Raw genomic sequence first — 15,714 nt, 5'->3', positions numbered from 1 at the left:
TTCTAATCTTTTATTTTATGGAAATGATTCTTTTGTTCTAAATAGAAGAGACCGTCCACCGCATGCTTAAGTGGATGTAAGAGACTTGTGACTAGGAAGCGTGGGGACGGTTCGTGCGCTTCCTAAGTATATAAATGTTACATGATTGTATGATCTCGTGAAGATAGGCGAATTTCAGATTGAATTCTTTGGTCTAAGGGAATGGAAATATATAAATAGGAGGTAGATAAGATGAGTAAATTGAAAGCCCTCGTGCTCAATGCATCTTTAAAACAGACGAGTGCTGGAGAACCTTCTAATACAGGAGGACTCAGTCAAGAAGTATTAAATATAATGGAAGACGAAGGTGCAGAGACGGAAATGGTGCGGCTGGCCGATTATCATATTCCTTTCGGGATTAGTGCTGACCTGGGGGGACAGGACGAATGGCCGCTGATCTTAGAGAAAGTGAAGGAAGCAGACATCGTCATGATCGGAACCCCGATATGGTTGGGAGAGAAAAGCAGCCTGGCTAAACTGGCGATTGAAAGACTGGATGGAAGCAGTAGTGAAACGAATGAAAAAGGACAGTCCATTTTCTATAATAAAGTCGGTGGTGTAATCATCACAGGAAATGAAGATGGTGCCAAAAAGGCAGCCTCTTCGATTTTATATGCCCAATCAAATCTCGGCTTTTTGATTCCGCCGAATGTGGATACGTATTGGGTCGGAGAAGCCGGTCCAGGGCCATCCTATTTGGATGTGGATGGAAATGACAATGAATTTACGAAGGGTCATGTGAAGATGCTTGCTTATAATACGCTGCACCTCGCCCGGATTTTAAAAGAGAATCCGATTCCGGCTGTAGGGAATGTGATGCAGTAAGCACTAAAAAGGGAAGCGCGGGGACGGTTCATGCGCTTCCTAAGCATATAAATGATGATTGTTACAGGAGAGGGGAGCCATTCGGGCTTTTCTCTCTTTTTTGCTGTTCTTTAAATGGATCTGAATGAGCAAAGTTCCTCCTGCACCTATTAAAGGTCCCAAAACCTATTCTTTTTGACCCATAGGGACCTTATATTTTCATACTTCAATTAGATTCGAACCGAACTTGGGGAAGCGCAAGAACCGTCCCTGCGCTTCCTATGTTACCTTAATTATAAATCAACTAAAGGAGGATTCAGATTCTATGTGTCCTAAAAGTACTTATAAGAGCGAGGAAGAATTGATCGATCAGTTGAAAAACAAGAAAGAAACGTACTGGTCCAATGAATCACTTAAACCTTATTACACGCTTGAAAAGAAGCTGTCTATTCCTACCGAAGACCTTCATGAAGCAGAAAAGCTTCTTCAAAGGTTTATTCCATATTTAGAAGAAGTTTTTCCAGAAACCAAGAAAATGAACGGAATCATTGAATCTCCCATTCGCGGCATCCCTTCTATGCAGCAGGAATTGGAAAAGCGATCTCAACAATCCATTCCTGGCCATTTGTATGTGAAGTGTGATCATGATCTTCCGATAGCTGGGTCCATAAAAGCGCGAGGAGGTATTTATGAAGTATTAAAATACGCGGAAGGGCTGGCGATAAAACATGGAAAGCTTACAAAAGATGACGACTATTCTAAATTAGCCAATCCCGAATTCAAGCAGTTCTTTTCTAACTTTTCGATAGCTGTAGGATCCACAGGAAATTTGGCTTTAAGTATAGGCATCATGAGTGCAGTTTTAGGCTTTGAGGTAACGGTCCATATGTCCGTGGACGCAAAAGAATGGAAGAAAGAGTTGCTCAGGGAAAAAGGTGTAGTGGTAGTGGAGCATGATAAGGATTTTTCTTTTGCCGTAAACGAAGGACGAAGACAATGTCAGGAGCAAAAGAACTGTTATTTTATTGATGACGAAAATTCCAAGGATTTATTCTTAGGCTATGCCGTGGCTGCTTTGCGCCTTAATGAGCAGTTAAAACAGGAGAATATAACGGTTAATGCGGAACATCCGCTAGTGGTTTATTTACCTTGCGGTGTAGGAGGAGGCCCCGCGGGGATCACTTATGGACTGAAGTATGTTTTCGGGGATCATGTGCACTGTTATTTTGCAGAGCCGACCAGTTCTCCGTGCATGATGCTTGGTCTTGCCACAGGAAAACATGAGGACATTTCTGTTCAGGATATCGGGCTTGATAATAAGACAGAAGCGGATGGATTAGCTGTTGGACGACCATCAGCTCTGGCTGGCCGGCTGGTAGAAAATATGGTGAACGGCATTTATACGATCAACGACGAAAACTTGTACAAGCTATTAGCTCTTTTGCATGAATCGGAAGGTATTTCCCTCGAACCATCGGCACTTGCCGGCATGTACGGGCCTTCTTCCATTGACATTCAAAAACAGTTAGACCTTATTTACGGCTCCCGTTTAAGTCATGCTACTCATTTAGTCTGGGCAACAGGTGGAAGTTTGGTGCCAAAAGATATTATGGAAGGTTTTGTTTCTAAAGGTACATCATTTCTTCGTGAGGAAGAATAGAAGAAACTAACCTGTTGTAATGATCCTGTGAAATCAGTTAGAGAAAATTTTGCCCCTATGGTTTTATGGTGGGGTGCGAATATATAAGTTATTAAAAGACTGAGAATGTCATGGAGAGCTCTTGACGAACATTATTAAATGCATATAAAACCACAGGTCTGGGATCAAACTCAGTCTATGAAACAAAGAAGAATCCTACGAACCAAAAAAGTTTGTAGGGTTCTTCTTTGTTTCATTATAAGGAAGGAATTGATTTTGGCTTTAGCGTACAAGTTTGTATTTCTACCAGCAAAACAATTTCAGCTGGCTCGCCTTCATTTTTCTTCTGTTCGCTTGCAATGTGTCCATGATCAGCTATGTCATCAATGAAAGAGTAGGGGCCCTTGTTTACAATATCTTTCATAGTTACATCCTTTCGGTCACGCTCATACTTGTATCTACTATTATAACGTTAGATTGGTTATTGATGGTCAGCCTTATTTGGACGGCTCATATCGGGATGGATAGGATGATTGGTTACGGTTTGAAGTATCATAGTGGTTTCAAAGATTCACATTTTCAAAAGGTCTAGGAGGGAGGAGAGATGGTCGAATCTTTTCTCGAAGAATGTACGGAACAAATACGTAAAATCAAAGGAAATCATTGGGTTGGCGTATTTCTTTATTGTTCCATTGCATGGGGGCGTCCCTGAAAAAAGAGTTGTGCCCTTTCGTCGTGATGGAAAAGCAAATGACAAGGGAACAAGCAGAGTAACTCACAGCTTTTTTACTCCATAAATCAAAATCTCCATTTCCGATGGAGTTATCAATCTTGAGTTGGAATCAATTGAACCAATAGCAGCATCCCTGTCTCTATGATCATAATTATTATAAAAACCTATTGCATCGTTTCGAATCGCATGATATATTATTACTTGTCGCTTTAAGAGAGCGGCTAGCCGCAAACGGCTTAACAGAATAAATCAAAAAAATTGTTGACACAAACAACTGGACATGATATATTGATTGAGTCGCTTTTTTGAAGCGGCAAACAAAACATTGATCTTTGAAAACTGAACGAACCAACCAGTACGTCAAAACATTTCTTCTTTATAGAAGAGATTTGAAACAAGCACATTCGGTGTGCAAATGAGCAAGTCAAACTTAACTTTTATGGAGAGTTTGATCCTGGCTCAGGACGAACGCTGGCGGCGTGCCTAATACATGCAAGTCGAGCGCGGGAAGCGAGTGGATCCCTTCGGGGTGAAGCTCGTGGAACGAGCGGCGGACGGGTGAGTAACACGTGGGCAACCTGCCTGTAAGATCGGAATAACCCCGGGAAACCGGGGCTAATGCCGGGTAATACTTTCTTTCGCATGAAGGAAAGTTGAAAGATGGCTTCTTGCTATCACTTACAGATGGGCCCGCGGCGCATTAGCTAGTTGGTGAGGTAACGGCTCACCAAGGCGACGATGCGTAGCCGACCTGAGAGGGTGATCGGCCACACTGGGACTGAGACACGGCCCAGACTCCTACGGGAGGCAGCAGTAGGGAATCTTCCGCAATGGACGAAAGTCTGACGGAGCAACGCCGCGTGAACGATGAAGGTCTTCGGATCGTAAAGTTCTGTTGTTAGGGAAGAACAAGTACCGTGCGAATAGAGCGGTACCTTGACGGTACCTAACGAGGAAGCCCCGGCTAACTACGTGCCAGCAGCCGCGGTAATACGTAGGGGGCAAGCGTTGTCCGGAATTATTGGGCGTAAAGCGCGCGCAGGCGGTTCCTTAAGTCTGATGTGAAAGCCCACGGCTCAACCGTGGAGGGTCATTGGAAACTGGGGAACTTGAGGACAGAAGAGGAGAGTGGAATTCCACGTGTAGCGGTGAAATGCGTAGATATGTGGAGGAACACCAGTGGCGAAGGCGACTCTCTGGTCTGTTTCTGACGCTGAGGTGCGAAAGCGTGGGTAGCAAACAGGATTAGATACCCTGGTAGTCCACGCCGTAAACGATGAGTGCTAGGTGTTAGGGGGCTTCCACCCCTTAGTGCTGAAGTTAACGCATTAAGCACTCCGCCTGGGGAGTACGGCCGCAAGGCTGAAACTCAAAGGAATTGACGGGGGCCCGCACAAGCGGTGGAGCATGTGGTTTAATTCGAAGCAACGCGAAGAACCTTACCAGGTCTTGACATCCTTGGACATCCCTAGAGATAGGGCTTTCCCTTCGGGGACCAAGTGACAGGTGGTGCATGGTTGTCGTCAGCTCGTGTCGTGAGATGTTGGGTTAAGTCCCGCAACGAGCGCAACCCCTAATCTTAGTTGCCAGCATTCAGTTGGGCACTCTAAGGTGACTGCCGGTGACAAACCGGAGGAAGGCGGGGATGACGTCAAATCATCATGCCCCTTATGACCTGGGCTACACACGTGCTACAATGGATGGTACAAAGGGCAGCGAAGCCGCGAGGTGTAGCAAATCCCATAAAACCATTCTCAGTTCGGATTGCAGGCTGCAACTCGCCTGCATGAAGCCGGAATCGCTAGTAATCGCGGATCAGCATGCCGCGGTGAATACGTTCCCGGGCCTTGTACACACCGCCCGTCACACCACGAGAGTTGGCAACACCCGAAGTCGGTGAGGTAACCTTTTTGGAGCCAGCCGCCGAAGGTGGGGCCAATGATTGGGGTGAAGTCGTAACAAGGTAGCCGTATCGGAAGGTGCGGCTGGATCACCTCCTTTCTAAGGATATAACGGAAACGTACTGTGTTGGTTGTTCAGTTTTGAGAGATCAAACGATCTTTCAACTTGTGAACCTTGAAAACTGGATAAGGAATCATTGTCTTCATCTAACGATGAGACAATTGATGACAAGACATCTAATTGAAATTGTAAACGTCTTTTCACGAAGATAGTTAAGTGAATAAGGGCGCACGGTGGATGCCTTGGTACTAGGAGCCGATGAAGGACGGGACTAACACCGATATGCTCCGGCGAGCCGTAAGTAGGCTTTGACCCGGAGATTTCCGAATGGGGAAACCCACTGTTCGTAATGGAACAGTATCCTATACTGAATACATAGGTATAGGCAGGCACACCCGGGGAACTGAAACATCTAAGTACCCGGAGGAAGAGAAAGCAAATGCGATTTCCCAAGTAGCGGCGAGCGAAACGGAATCAGCCCAAACCAGAAAGCTTGCTTTCTGGGGTTGTAGGACACTCCATTGGAGTTATCAAAGAGGAAGATAGGCGAATCGATCTGGAAAGGTCAGCCAGAGCAGGTAACAGCCCTGTAGTCGAAATCTTTCTCTCTCCGGAGTGGATCCTGAGTACGGCGGAACACGAGGAATTCCGTCGGAATCCGGGAGGACCATCTCCCAAGGCTAAATACTCCCTAGTGACCGATAGTGAACCAGTACCGTGAGGGAAAGGTGAAAAGCACCCCGGAAGGGGAGTGAAAGAGAACCTGAAACCGTGTGCCTACAAGTAGTCGGAGCCCGTTAATGGGTGACGGCGTGCCTTTTGTAGAATGAACCGGCGAGTTACGACCGTATGCGAGGTTAAGCAGCAGAAGCGGAGCCGCAGCGAAAGCGAGTCTGAATAGGGCGAGTGAGTATGCGGTCGTAGACCCGAAACCGTGTGATCTACCCATGTCCAGGGTGAAGGTCAGGTAACACTGACTGGAGGCCCGAACCCACGTAAGTTGAAAATTACGGGGATGAGGTGTGGGTAGGGGTGAAATGCCAATCGAACACGGAGATAGCTGGTTCTCTCCGAAATAGCTTTAGGGCTAGCCTCAGAATAGAAAGTCATGGAGGTAGAGCACTGATTGGACGAGGGGCCCCTATCGGGTTACCGAATTCAGTCAAACTCCGAATGCCATAGACTTTGTTCTGGGAGTCAGACCGTGGGTGATAAGGTTCATGGTCGAGAGGGAAACAGCCCAGACCGCCAGCTAAGGTCCCAAAGTGTGTGTTAAGTGGAAAAGGATGTGGAGTTGCTTAGACAACCAGGATGTTGGCTTAGAAGCAGCCATCATTCAAAGAGTGCGTAATAGCTCACTGGTCGAGTGACTCTGCGCCGAAAATGTACCGGGGCTAAACACACCACCGAAGCTGCGGATTGATCTTATGATCAGTGGTAGGAGAGCGTTCTAAGGGCCGTGAAGTCAGACCGTAAGGACTGGTGGAGCGCTTAGAAGTGAGAATGCCGGTATGAGTAGCGAAAAAAGAGTGAGAATCTCTTTCACCGAATGCCTAAGGTTTCCTGAGGAAGGCTCGTCCTCTCAGGGTTAGTCGGGACCTAAGCCGAGGCCGAAAGGCGTAGGCGATGGACAACAGGTTGATATTCCTGTACCACCTCCTTTCCGTTTGAACGACGGGGGGACGCAGGAGGATAAGGAGAGCGCGCCACTGGATGTGCGCGTCCAAGCAGTGAGACGGTCGGATAGGCAAATCCGTCCGGCAACGTCAAGCTGTGATGGGGAGGGAAATAGAGTACCGAAGCTCCTGAGTTCACACTGCCAAGAAAATCCTCTAGTGAGGAAAGAGGTGCCCGTACCGCAAACCGACACAGGTAGGCGAGGAGAGGATCCTAAGGTGAGCGGGAGAACTCTCGTTAAGGAACTCGGCAAAATGACCCCGTAACTTCGGGAGAAGGGGTGCTCCTCTGCCGAGGAGCCGCAGTGAAAAGGCCCAAGCGACTGTTTACCAAAAACACAGGTCTCTGCGAAGCCGTAAGGCGAAGTATAGGGGCTGACACCTGCCCGGTGCTGGAAGGTTAAGGGGATGCGTTAGCTTATGCGAAGCGTTGAACCGAAGCCCCAGTAAACGGCGGCCGTAACTATAACGGTCCTAAGGTAGCGAAATTCCTTGTCGGGTAAGTTCCGACCCGCACGAAAGGTGCAACGACTTGGGCACTGTCTCAACGAGAGACCCGGTGAAATTATACTATGTGTGAAGATGCACATTACCCGCGACAGGACGGAAAGACCCCGTGGAGCTTTACTGTAGCCTGATATTGAATGTTGGTACAGCTTGTACAGGATAGGTAGGAGCCTTAGAAGCCGGAGCGCTAGCTTCGGTGGAGGCGCTGGTGGGATACTACCCTGGCTGTACGGACATTCTAACCCAGGACCGTGATCCGGTCCGGAGACAGTGTCAGGTGGGCAGTTTGACTGGGGCGGTCGCCTCCCAAAAGGTAACGGAGGCGCCCAAAGGTTCCCTCAGAATGGTTGGAAATCATTCGCAGAGTGTAAAGGCACAAGGGAGCTTGACTGCGAGACCTACAAGTCGAGCAGGGACGAAAGTCGGGCTTAGTGATCCGGCGGTTCCGCATGGAAGGGCCGTCGCTCAACGGATAAAAGCTACCCCGGGGATAACAGGCTTATCTCCCCCAAGAGTCCACATCGACGGGGAGGTTTGGCACCTCGATGTCGGCTCATCGCATCCTGGGGCTGTAGTCGGTCCCAAGGGTTGGGCTGTTCGCCCATTAAAGCGGTACGCGAGCTGGGTTCAGAACGTCGTGAGACAGTTCGGTCCCTATCCGTCGTGGGCGTTGGAAATTTGAAAGGAGCTGTCCTTAGTACGAGAGGACCGGGATGGACACACCGCTGGTGTACCAGTTGTTCCGCCAGGAGCATCGCTGGGTAGCTACGTGTGGTCGGGATAAGTGCTGAAAGCATCTAAGCATGAAGCCCCCCTTGAGATGAGATTTCCCTTTGCTTTAAGCAAATAAGATCCCTCAGAGACGATGAGGTTGATAGGTCCGAGGTGGAAGCGTGGTGACACGTGGAGCTGACGGATACTAATGGATCGATGACTTATCTATCTGATTTAATCATTCGTGAATGGCAATTCCTTTTCAATAAAAGATGTTTCCTTATCCAGTTTTGAGGGTTCACCTGAACTTATGGGAATAAATAAATTTTCATATTATGGGAGCAAAAAATTTTCCCACACTATCGCGGGGTAGAGCAGTCTGGCAGCTCGTCGGGCTCATAACCCGGAGGTCACAGGTTCAAATCCTGTCCCCGCAACCAATAATAAGTGAAAACATTGAAACTAGTTTTGAGAGTTTACTTCAAACTTTATATTGATGTGGTGGTGAAGGCGAAGAGGTCACACCTGTTCCCATGCCGAACACAGCAGTTAAGCTCTTCAGCGCCGATGGTAGTCGGGTTTACCCCCGTGAGAGTAGGACGCCGCCACATGATCCCTTAGCCCTTCAGGATTTATTTCCTGAAGGGTTTTTCGTATGCTCATTTTGGTGTGGAGGGACAGCCAGGGTGTAAAAAAATTATTGCAAGTCCATTTGTTTATTAATGTCACCTTTATATCTTTCGTTATGGTTATCTTTATCGCAAGTATGTATTTCTACCAGCAAAACGATTTCAGCTGGCTTGCATTCATTTTTCTTTTGTTCGCTTTCGATGTGTCCAGAGCCGTCCCTGCGCTTATAATTAGTCTACCAAACAAAAGAACCTACTTTCCTTATGGAGAAGCAGGTTCTTTCTTTATCTTACATATAGTATTTATTTGCACATTAGTGTAAGAGTATGTCGGTGCCAGGCACGACATCATTATTGAACTATGATCCGAAGCAAGTAGGACTGGCCTCACTATTGTGCTTGTCTGAAGGGTAAATAAAAGGATAGAATAGGGAAAGAAATTGGAATCATAGATGATTCATTTAGTTCAAAGGCATAGCCACAGATCATAATAGCATTTGTACAAGGAGTTCAACTATTAGCCGGATTTTCAGGGGACCTTGACTTATTATGACATGATGGTTCAAAATCTGATAAATAAATGAAGACGATTAACAAGCCTGGAATCAGGTGAAAAAGTTTGGTTTTAAAGCATATTCACCATTAACAAACCATGGAAAGGAGGAAGGAATGTGAAAAATCCTGTAGTCATTGTTGGTGCTGGTTTAAGCGGTCTGCGTGCTGCATCTCTACTTGCTGCCCAAGGCGTAGAGTGTAAGGTGCTGGAGGCACGAGATCGGATTGGCGGCAGGGTCTTGAGTACTTCAGATCCAAATAGACCTGATCTGGGCAAATTCGACCTCGGCCCTACATGGTACTGGCCGCAATATGAAAGCACGATTACCAACCTTGTTAAAGAACTGAATCTAGAAACGTTCGTCCAGCACACAAAAGGGGCGATGCTTTCAGAACGATCCCAAAACATTTCGCCAGAGCGTTTTGTGCTCCCAGAAAATTCGAATGAAAGGTCAATTCGCCTCAAAGGCGGGGTGCAGTCTCTTATCGATGCTGTAGAAGATACGATTCCTTCCGGGTTCATTGAGCTTGGAACCCGAGTTACAGCCATTCAACTTGATCAAGATGGGGGTATTACTGTGGAAGCAGATCTTGCGGATGGAAGGAGAAAAAAAGTTTCAGCAAGTGCTGTTATCTTAGCATTACCACCACGGATGGTGGCGCATCATATTGATTTTTCTCCTTCACTACCTCAAGATACGATCAATGACCTAATAAGCAAACCTACGTGGATGGCTGGACAAGCCAAGGCAATAGCAGTCTATGATCGTCCCTTTTGGAGGGAGGCAGGCCTCTCTGGATTTGCAACAAGTTGGGTTGGACCGTTACAAGAAATCCATGATGCTTCTCCTGAAACAGGGTCTGGTGCATTATTTGGATTCTTCGGCATGCCACCGAAAGCGCGCCGGGAAATGGGGGAGGATCAAGTGTTACAATTGGTCATCGATCAATTGGTCAGGCTTTTTGGAACCTCCGCTCAAAACGTGAGGGCGATCCTATACAAAGATTGGTCCAAAGATTCCGAAACCGCTGCTGAGGAAGATTTAGAGCCGCTCAGAGATTTTCCGAGCTATGGTCTGCCACAGAATACAGGGGTATGGGAAAAGAAAATTATATTTGCTGGTACAGAGGCCGATTCAGAGTCTGGTGGCCATCTTGATGGTGCCCTCCTGGCAGCTGAAAAGGCAGTTAATGAAATCAATATTCTAAATAACAACTTTTGAATGAGTATTAGAAAGTCGCGTAGGAGATTCTTTTTGGAGGAGCATAGTAACAAACGTCCGATTGTCTTATACTCGTGAACGCCCCATTCGAAACTAAAAGATTACCGGACAATGTTTATAAATAAAAAAACCAATCTACCGCCATAGATTGTTTTTTTCTTTTGAGATATCTTTACGTATAGGTTTTCTTTTAATGGAGTTTTTATTGTAATGTCTTAACATAAGAATAAGATCATCACGGTCCAGCAACTTCACTTTGTTTTTATGTGCTTGTACAATTGCTGCATTCGTATAGAATTGATTAGTTATGACCCACTTCTTATTGGCTTTATAATACCCTGAAGCACCAACTATTTCATTTACGGCTGATATACCTATATGGTTAGAGGACCTTTTTGCTTGGACTACAATGACATCTGATCCTTTTCTTAAGACAAGGTCTGCTCCATAATCACGAGACTTAGGAGTTCGTTTTACATCATATCCTTCACTTCTAAATAAGTGAGAAAGGACGGTTTCAAACTGAATACCACTCATTGAATCGATTTCTTCCATTAGATCATTCAATTGATTGCTGTTATTGGATAAGTTGTTGTATTTCTTCAAAATTATTTTGATGACCAAAAAAGCTAAGTAAATAACCGAATAAAGGAAGAAAAGAAGGAAGGAAAGATATATGATTCCATCCGTAGGAAATAGACAAACAACACAGTAATAAAGCAAGTTTGAAATTCCAATGAATTTCCCCTTCTCTGATAATGACCAGTCCTTGAATTGTTGTATTTTTTTCCATTGCATTATGTAGTATTTAAATATTATAATCAACCACCTTACATATAAGATCCGATGGTATGTTGCCCAATGATTAGGAGATTATACGGCTTTGGAATTACTCTTGACGAAATGGATGAAAGTAATAAAAATATTGGTTATGTGAATGCAGGTGGTTGAAGAGGATTGTCGCATAAAGAAGGGAAGAGAGGTGCGATTCCTTAGCATATAAGTGGTACATCATTGTTCGCCATTTGAAATGTATGATGAGCGCCTCTCTAAAAACAGAAGCAAAGTTCACTATGCACTTAGAAAAGGTCCAAAAATCTATTCTTGCTTTATGATCCATGGGAGATATTATGTTATCATAATCAAACGCTCTTATTACTGAATGGAATCGTACTTGAGGAAGCGCTAAATCCGTCCCCGCGCTTCAGGAACTCTTCTAACGCTATGTTATCGTACAAAGATAATGATGGAAGAAAGATAAGGAAATAGTGATACGTTTAGTTTAAATAAGATATCAATGCCTGAATCCCTCCACTCAAAAAGTGCTGGGGATCAGGCATTTTTAATGTCTAAATTTATCTTCTGAAATTCCCTATGACTTCTACCGTTTCACTGACACTAACAAAGGCTTTGGGGTCTATGCTTGTAATCAGTGATTTCACTAACGCAAGTTCATAACGTGTAATAACCGTATAAAGCACTTTACGTTCTGTGTTTGAATACCCACTTTGACCGTACATGACAGTGATACCGCGTATTAAATTATCCAGCAGCTCACTTTTCACTTCTTCCCCACGATCGGAGACAACCATTAAGCTAAGCTTCACATGGCGGGTGTGAACACGGTCGATCACTATTCCGGTAATATAAATGGATATCATGGTGTACAAAGCTAATTCCCATGAAAAAACAAACCCGGAGATAAAAACAACCACACTATTGATAGCAAAAATCAATACTCCTAGCGGGATATCACGCTTCAAAGTGAGGAGAAGCCCGATAATATCAGCTCCACCACCGGATCCGTAAAACCTGATGATCAGACCAATGGATCCGCCAGCAATCGCTCCTCCGAATACACAGGCTAACAAGGCATCTTCTGTTACTTGAGTGACGGGGAGATATTGCATCGTGATGGAGGTGACAACGACAGAAAATATGCTATTCGCAATAAACTCTTTTCCCAGCTTCATCCATCCTAGAATAAAGATCGGGGCATTCAGAACCACTAACCAAATCCCCGCACTTATAGGAGTAAGTATACCGAACACCATAGCCAGACCGGTTACCCCACCAGTTAAGACTTCATTGGGTATCAAAAACAGGTTGAAGGCTGCTCCTAATATGATGGAGGCGGCAAACAGTATTGCTAAATTTTTCAAGCGACTCATGAGAACACTCCAATTCATTTATAAAAAATACTAAATGAATTCTAGGGGCCATGAATTTGGAAGTCAATGATATTTTATTTCATTAGCTTTTTCAGGAATGTTTTGACAATGATTTAGAACATGTTACGATATCAGTGAAAGCAAAAAAACATAGACGATCCACTAGGGGTGCCTTCTCATAAGGCTGAGATTAAAGTGTAGCTTTAAGACTCTTAGAACCTGATCTGGTTGATACCAGCGTAGGGAAGTGGCGGTTACGTGTATCTTAAGCTACATATAGATATTTACACCTGAAACCACTATCTTTACGCATATGAAGATAGTGGTTTTTTTAGTGTCTGGAAATAGATGCAGAGAGTGCTTGCGTCTTATTCCTTTTTTCCTTGCTCGTGGATCGTCGGGAAAAGGAGAGATTGATCATGAAATTTTCACAGCAGATTCGAGAAGCGGTGGATCCCATTTGGGAAGCAAGTTTCCATCATCCTTTTGTCAAAGGGATTGGAGAAGGGACGTTATCGCTCGACCAGTTCCGCTACTACGTTCTTCAGGATTCTTATTATTTATCCCATTTTTCCAGAGTCCAGGCGATGGGGGCAGCAAAGTCAGAGGACATGAAAACGATGGCCAGTATGGCTTCTCATGCTCAAGGGACGTATGAAGCAGAGATGGAACTTCATGAGAACTTTTCAAAAATACTCGGAATTACAGAGGAGGAGCGCAACCAGTTCACTCCTTCTCCGACGGCGTATGCGTACGCCTCCCATATGTACAGAGGAGCCTATCACGGGGATTTGGGAGAGATTATCGCTACGATTCTTCCGTGCTATTGGCTTTATTATGAAGTTGGGGAGCACTTGAAAGATCATCAGCCGGAAGAACCGATATATCAGGAGTGGATCGGCACCTATGGCGGGGATTGGTTCCGGACACTTGTAGAGGAGCAGATCCAGCGGCTGGATGATTTGGCGGAATTGAAACCGGAAGCTGGTCGTGAGCGGATGAAAGAGTTGTTTGTGATCAGCAGTCAGTATGAGTACAAGTTTTGGGAAATGGCTTATATCATGGAAGAATGGCCGTTTGATATGCGAACTTCTCTCTTGGCAGGAAAAGGAGAATGAATCGTGAGGCCATCCATTCACTTGATTTCGACAGGAAAGCAGACGTTTGCTGAACTAACCGAGACAGTGAGTGCGGTCCAGCAGGAAATCGATTTTCTCCACATTCGAGAAAAGCAACGCTCCGCTGCTGAAATTTTTGCTGGCATTCAACAGCTGACGGACGCCGGTTTTCCAATGGAGCGTATTATCATCAATGACCGGGCAGATGTAGCCGCTGTGTCAGGATGCTTCGGGGTGCAGTTGACTCATCACAGCCTCCCGGTCTCACAAGTGAAGCAAACCTTTCCCGGCCTGAATGTAGGGAAATCGGTGCATTCTTTAAAAGAGGCCATAGATGCGAAAGAGGAAGGAGCGGATTTTCTCCTATACGGAAATATCTATCCAACCGCCTCCAAGCCTGGAAAAGCGGGGGAAGGATTGGATTCGCTCTGTGAAATTATCGAACATGTCGGGTGCCCGGTCGTTGCTATCGGTGGAATAACGCCAGAGCGGGCAGGGGATGTCATTCGTACGGGAGCTCAGGGGATTGCAGTCATGTCCGGCATTCTACAGGCAGAGGATCCTGTGAAAGCAGCGCAGGCTTACCGGACGGAAATCGATGGAGGGAGGATGTTATGAATAAGCATTATGAAACGATAGTTGTCGGTGCTGGTGTGATCGGCAGTTCCATCGCGTATCATTTGGCCAAGCGTGGACGACAGGTTCTTCTCCTTGAGCGAGAGACAATCGCCGGCAAAGCTTCTTCAGCTGCCGCTGGCATGCTTGGCGCGCAATCGGAACTAAAAGACGGGAACGATTCGTTGTATTCTTTCGCTACAGCCAGTCGAGCGATGTTTCCGGCGCTGGCTGAAGAGTTGAAAGCGTATAGCGGCATTGATATTGGGCTGCAGCAAAAAGGCATTTATAAAGTGGCTGCCAATGAAGGAGAAAGGGAAGAGTTGATCGCCTATGGGGAAGTTCAACGAAACCCCGGGCAGGAAGCGAGATGGTTGGAGCCTGCTGAATTGCAAAGGGAAGAGCCGGCGGTGTCTTCTCAGTTGAGTGGCGCGTTATTTCTCCCCAACGATGGCCAAGTGTCCGCTCCCGATTTGTCGAAGGCTTTTGCCATGTCAGCGGTAAAGCTTGGGGCAGAACTTCTCGAGTACACCGATGTACAAGGTTTGATTAAAGAAGGAAATCAGGTCACGGGAGTAAGAAAAAATCGAGAAGACATAAGCGCCGACCATGTCGTAGTCGCCTGTGGGGCCTGGAGTGAAGATTTGCTTGGTAAACAGAATTCCGGGATGGCTATGTATCCGGTTAAAGGTGAATGTTTTTCTGTGAAAACGAAGCGCAGGCTCATTCAAGGGACGTTCTTTTCTAAAGGGTGTTACATCGTTCCAAAATCGGGAGGACGTCTGGTGATCGGCGCGACAGAAAGACCTGGCACTTTTGATGAAACGGTAACTTTAGGCGGATTATTTCCATTAATCAAAGCAGCGACTCAGTTAGTTCCTGAACTTGTTTTTGCGGAGTGGGAAACGGCTTGGACAGGGCTTCGCCCACAAACGGAAGCTGCTATTCCGTATCTAGGCCCGCACCAGGAGTATGCCGGACTTTTTATTGCTACCGGTCACTATCGCAATGGTATTTTATTGTCACCGATAACAGGAAAAGTGATCGCAGATTTAATTGAAGGCAAGCATGTTCCTCAGGAATGGATAACCACTGGGAATTTATCACATAGAGGAGTGAATCTATGAAACTACGAATCAATGGTGAATGGCTGACTGTTCCGGAAACAGTCGATACGATCGGTGAGCTTCTGGGTCATTTTCAATTGGATCAGCGGGTGGTCATCGTTGAACAGAATGAAACCATCTTGGATAAGGATTCACGATCAGAAAACAAGGTGCAGGATGGAGATATCATAGAGATAGTACAATTCGTAGGAGGCGGATGAAG

General features: G+C 45.8%; 10 protein-coding genes, 1 tRNA gene, 3 rRNA genes and 1 riboswitch. Of the genes, 12 read left to right on the top strand and 2 right to left on the bottom strand.

Annotated features, from left to right (window positions below; translation table 11 throughout):
* Positions 1–231 precede the first annotated feature (231 nt).
* The 8 genes from ACJA3J_RS12320 to ACJA3J_RS12285 all read left to right on the top strand — a co-directional run bounded on the left by ACJA3J_RS12320 (position 232) and on the right by ACJA3J_RS12285 (position 10,481).
* Positions 232–864, top strand: coding sequence for a flavodoxin family protein (locus ACJA3J_RS12320; RefSeq protein ID WP_406944161.1), 633 nt, complete (start codon positions 232–234; stop codon positions 862–864).
* A gap of 304 nt (positions 865–1,168) precedes the next feature.
* A complete protein-coding gene (locus tag ACJA3J_RS12315; protein WP_406944160.1) occupies positions 1,169–2,503 on the top strand; it encodes a D-serine ammonia-lyase in 1,335 nt (444 codons plus the stop codon).
* Positions 2,504–2,777: 274 nt separating this feature from the next.
* A complete protein-coding gene (locus ACJA3J_RS12310; RefSeq protein WP_406944159.1) occupies positions 2,778–3,074 on the top strand; it encodes a DUF4260 domain-containing protein in 297 nt (98 codons plus the stop codon).
* A gap of 577 nt (positions 3,075–3,651) precedes the next feature.
* Positions 3,652–5,216 (top strand): 16S ribosomal RNA (locus ACJA3J_RS12305).
* Between the two features lie 171 nt (positions 5,217–5,387).
* Positions 5,388–8,303 (top strand): 23S ribosomal RNA (locus ACJA3J_RS12300).
* Between the two features lie 134 nt (positions 8,304–8,437).
* Positions 8,438–8,514: transfer RNA gene (locus tag ACJA3J_RS12295), tRNA-Met, on the top strand.
* A gap of 57 nt (positions 8,515–8,571) precedes the next feature.
* Positions 8,572–8,685: ribosomal RNA gene (gene rrf, locus ACJA3J_RS12290) — 5S ribosomal RNA — on the top strand.
* Together the 16S, 23S and 5S rRNA genes with 1 tRNA gene alongside form the textbook arrangement of a ribosomal RNA operon.
* A gap of 689 nt (positions 8,686–9,374) precedes the next feature.
* Positions 9,375–10,481 carry a flavin monoamine oxidase family protein gene (locus ACJA3J_RS12285; protein ID WP_406944158.1) on the top strand — a complete coding sequence of 369 codons (1,107 nt, stop codon included), beginning with the start codon at positions 9,375–9,377 and terminating at the stop codon, positions 10,479–10,481.
* A gap of 135 nt (positions 10,482–10,616) precedes the next feature.
* Here ACJA3J_RS12285 and ACJA3J_RS12280 read toward each other — a convergent pair whose 3' ends face one another.
* Together ACJA3J_RS12280 and ACJA3J_RS12275 are read right to left on the bottom strand one after the other, a co-directional pair.
* Complete coding sequence (locus ACJA3J_RS12280; RefSeq protein ID WP_406944157.1) at positions 10,617–11,204, bottom strand: restriction endonuclease; 588 nt, start codon at positions 11,202–11,204, stop codon at positions 10,617–10,619.
* 632 nt (positions 11,205–11,836) lie between these two features.
* Complete coding sequence (locus ACJA3J_RS12275; RefSeq protein WP_406944156.1) at positions 11,837–12,652, bottom strand: YitT family protein; 816 nt, start codon at positions 12,650–12,652, stop codon at positions 11,837–11,839.
* Between the two features lie 154 nt (positions 12,653–12,806).
* Positions 12,807–12,915, top strand: a riboswitch (TPP riboswitch).
* A 156-nt stretch (positions 12,916–13,071) separates the two neighbouring features.
* Between ACJA3J_RS12275 and tenA the strand changes: the two genes are divergently transcribed.
* The 4 genes from tenA to thiS are packed head-to-tail and all read left to right on the top strand — an operon-like array spanning position 13,072 to position 15,712.
* Positions 13,072–13,770 carry a thiaminase II gene (tenA, locus tag ACJA3J_RS12270; RefSeq protein WP_406944155.1) on the top strand — a complete coding sequence of 233 codons (699 nt, stop codon included), beginning with the start codon at positions 13,072–13,074 and terminating at the stop codon, positions 13,768–13,770.
* 3 nt (positions 13,771–13,773) lie between these two features.
* Positions 13,774–14,388 (top strand): thiazole tautomerase TenI, encoded by a 615-nt coding sequence (tenI, locus tag ACJA3J_RS12265; protein WP_406944154.1) that lies wholly within the window; start codon positions 13,774–13,776, stop codon positions 14,386–14,388.
* Positions 14,385–15,512 (top strand): glycine oxidase ThiO, encoded by a 1,128-nt coding sequence (thiO, locus tag ACJA3J_RS12260; protein WP_406944153.1) that lies wholly within the window; start codon positions 14,385–14,387, stop codon positions 15,510–15,512. Before tenI ends, thiO begins: the two co-directional genes overlap by 4 nt.
* Positions 15,509–15,712: a sulfur carrier protein ThiS gene (thiS, locus tag ACJA3J_RS12255; protein ID WP_406944152.1), complete on the top strand. Its 204-nt coding sequence runs from the start codon at positions 15,509–15,511 to the stop codon at positions 15,710–15,712. Before thiO ends, thiS begins: the two co-directional genes overlap by 4 nt.
* Positions 15,713–15,714 lie beyond the last annotated feature (2 nt).

This window comes from Halobacillus sp. SY10, assembly GCF_045401165.1.
GTDB lineage: Bacteria > Bacillota > Bacilli > Bacillales > Halobacillaceae > Halobacillus > Halobacillus aidingensis.
This window is presented reverse-complemented; position numbering and strand designations above follow the sequence as displayed.

Excerpts from the sequence above, each read along its gene's own strand:
- ACJA3J_RS12320 (WP_406944161.1), top strand. The coding sequence starts at position 232 with ATGAGTAAATTGAAAGCCCTCGTGCTCAATGCATCTTTAAAACAGACG.
- ACJA3J_RS12315 (WP_406944160.1), top strand. The coding sequence starts at position 1,169 with ATGTGTCCTAAAAGTACTTATAAGAGCGAGGAAGAATTGATCGATCAG.
- ACJA3J_RS12275 (WP_406944156.1), bottom strand. The coding sequence starts at position 12,652 with ATGAGTCGCTTGAAAAATTTAGCAATACTGTTTGCCGCCTCCATCATA.
- tenA (WP_406944155.1), top strand. The coding sequence starts at position 13,072 with ATGAAATTTTCACAGCAGATTCGAGAAGCGGTGGATCCCATTTGGGAA.
- thiO (WP_406944153.1), top strand. The coding sequence starts at position 14,385 with ATGAATAAGCATTATGAAACGATAGTTGTCGGTGCTGGTGTGATCGGC.
- thiS (WP_406944152.1), top strand. The coding sequence starts at position 15,509 with ATGAAACTACGAATCAATGGTGAATGGCTGACTGTTCCGGAAACAGTC.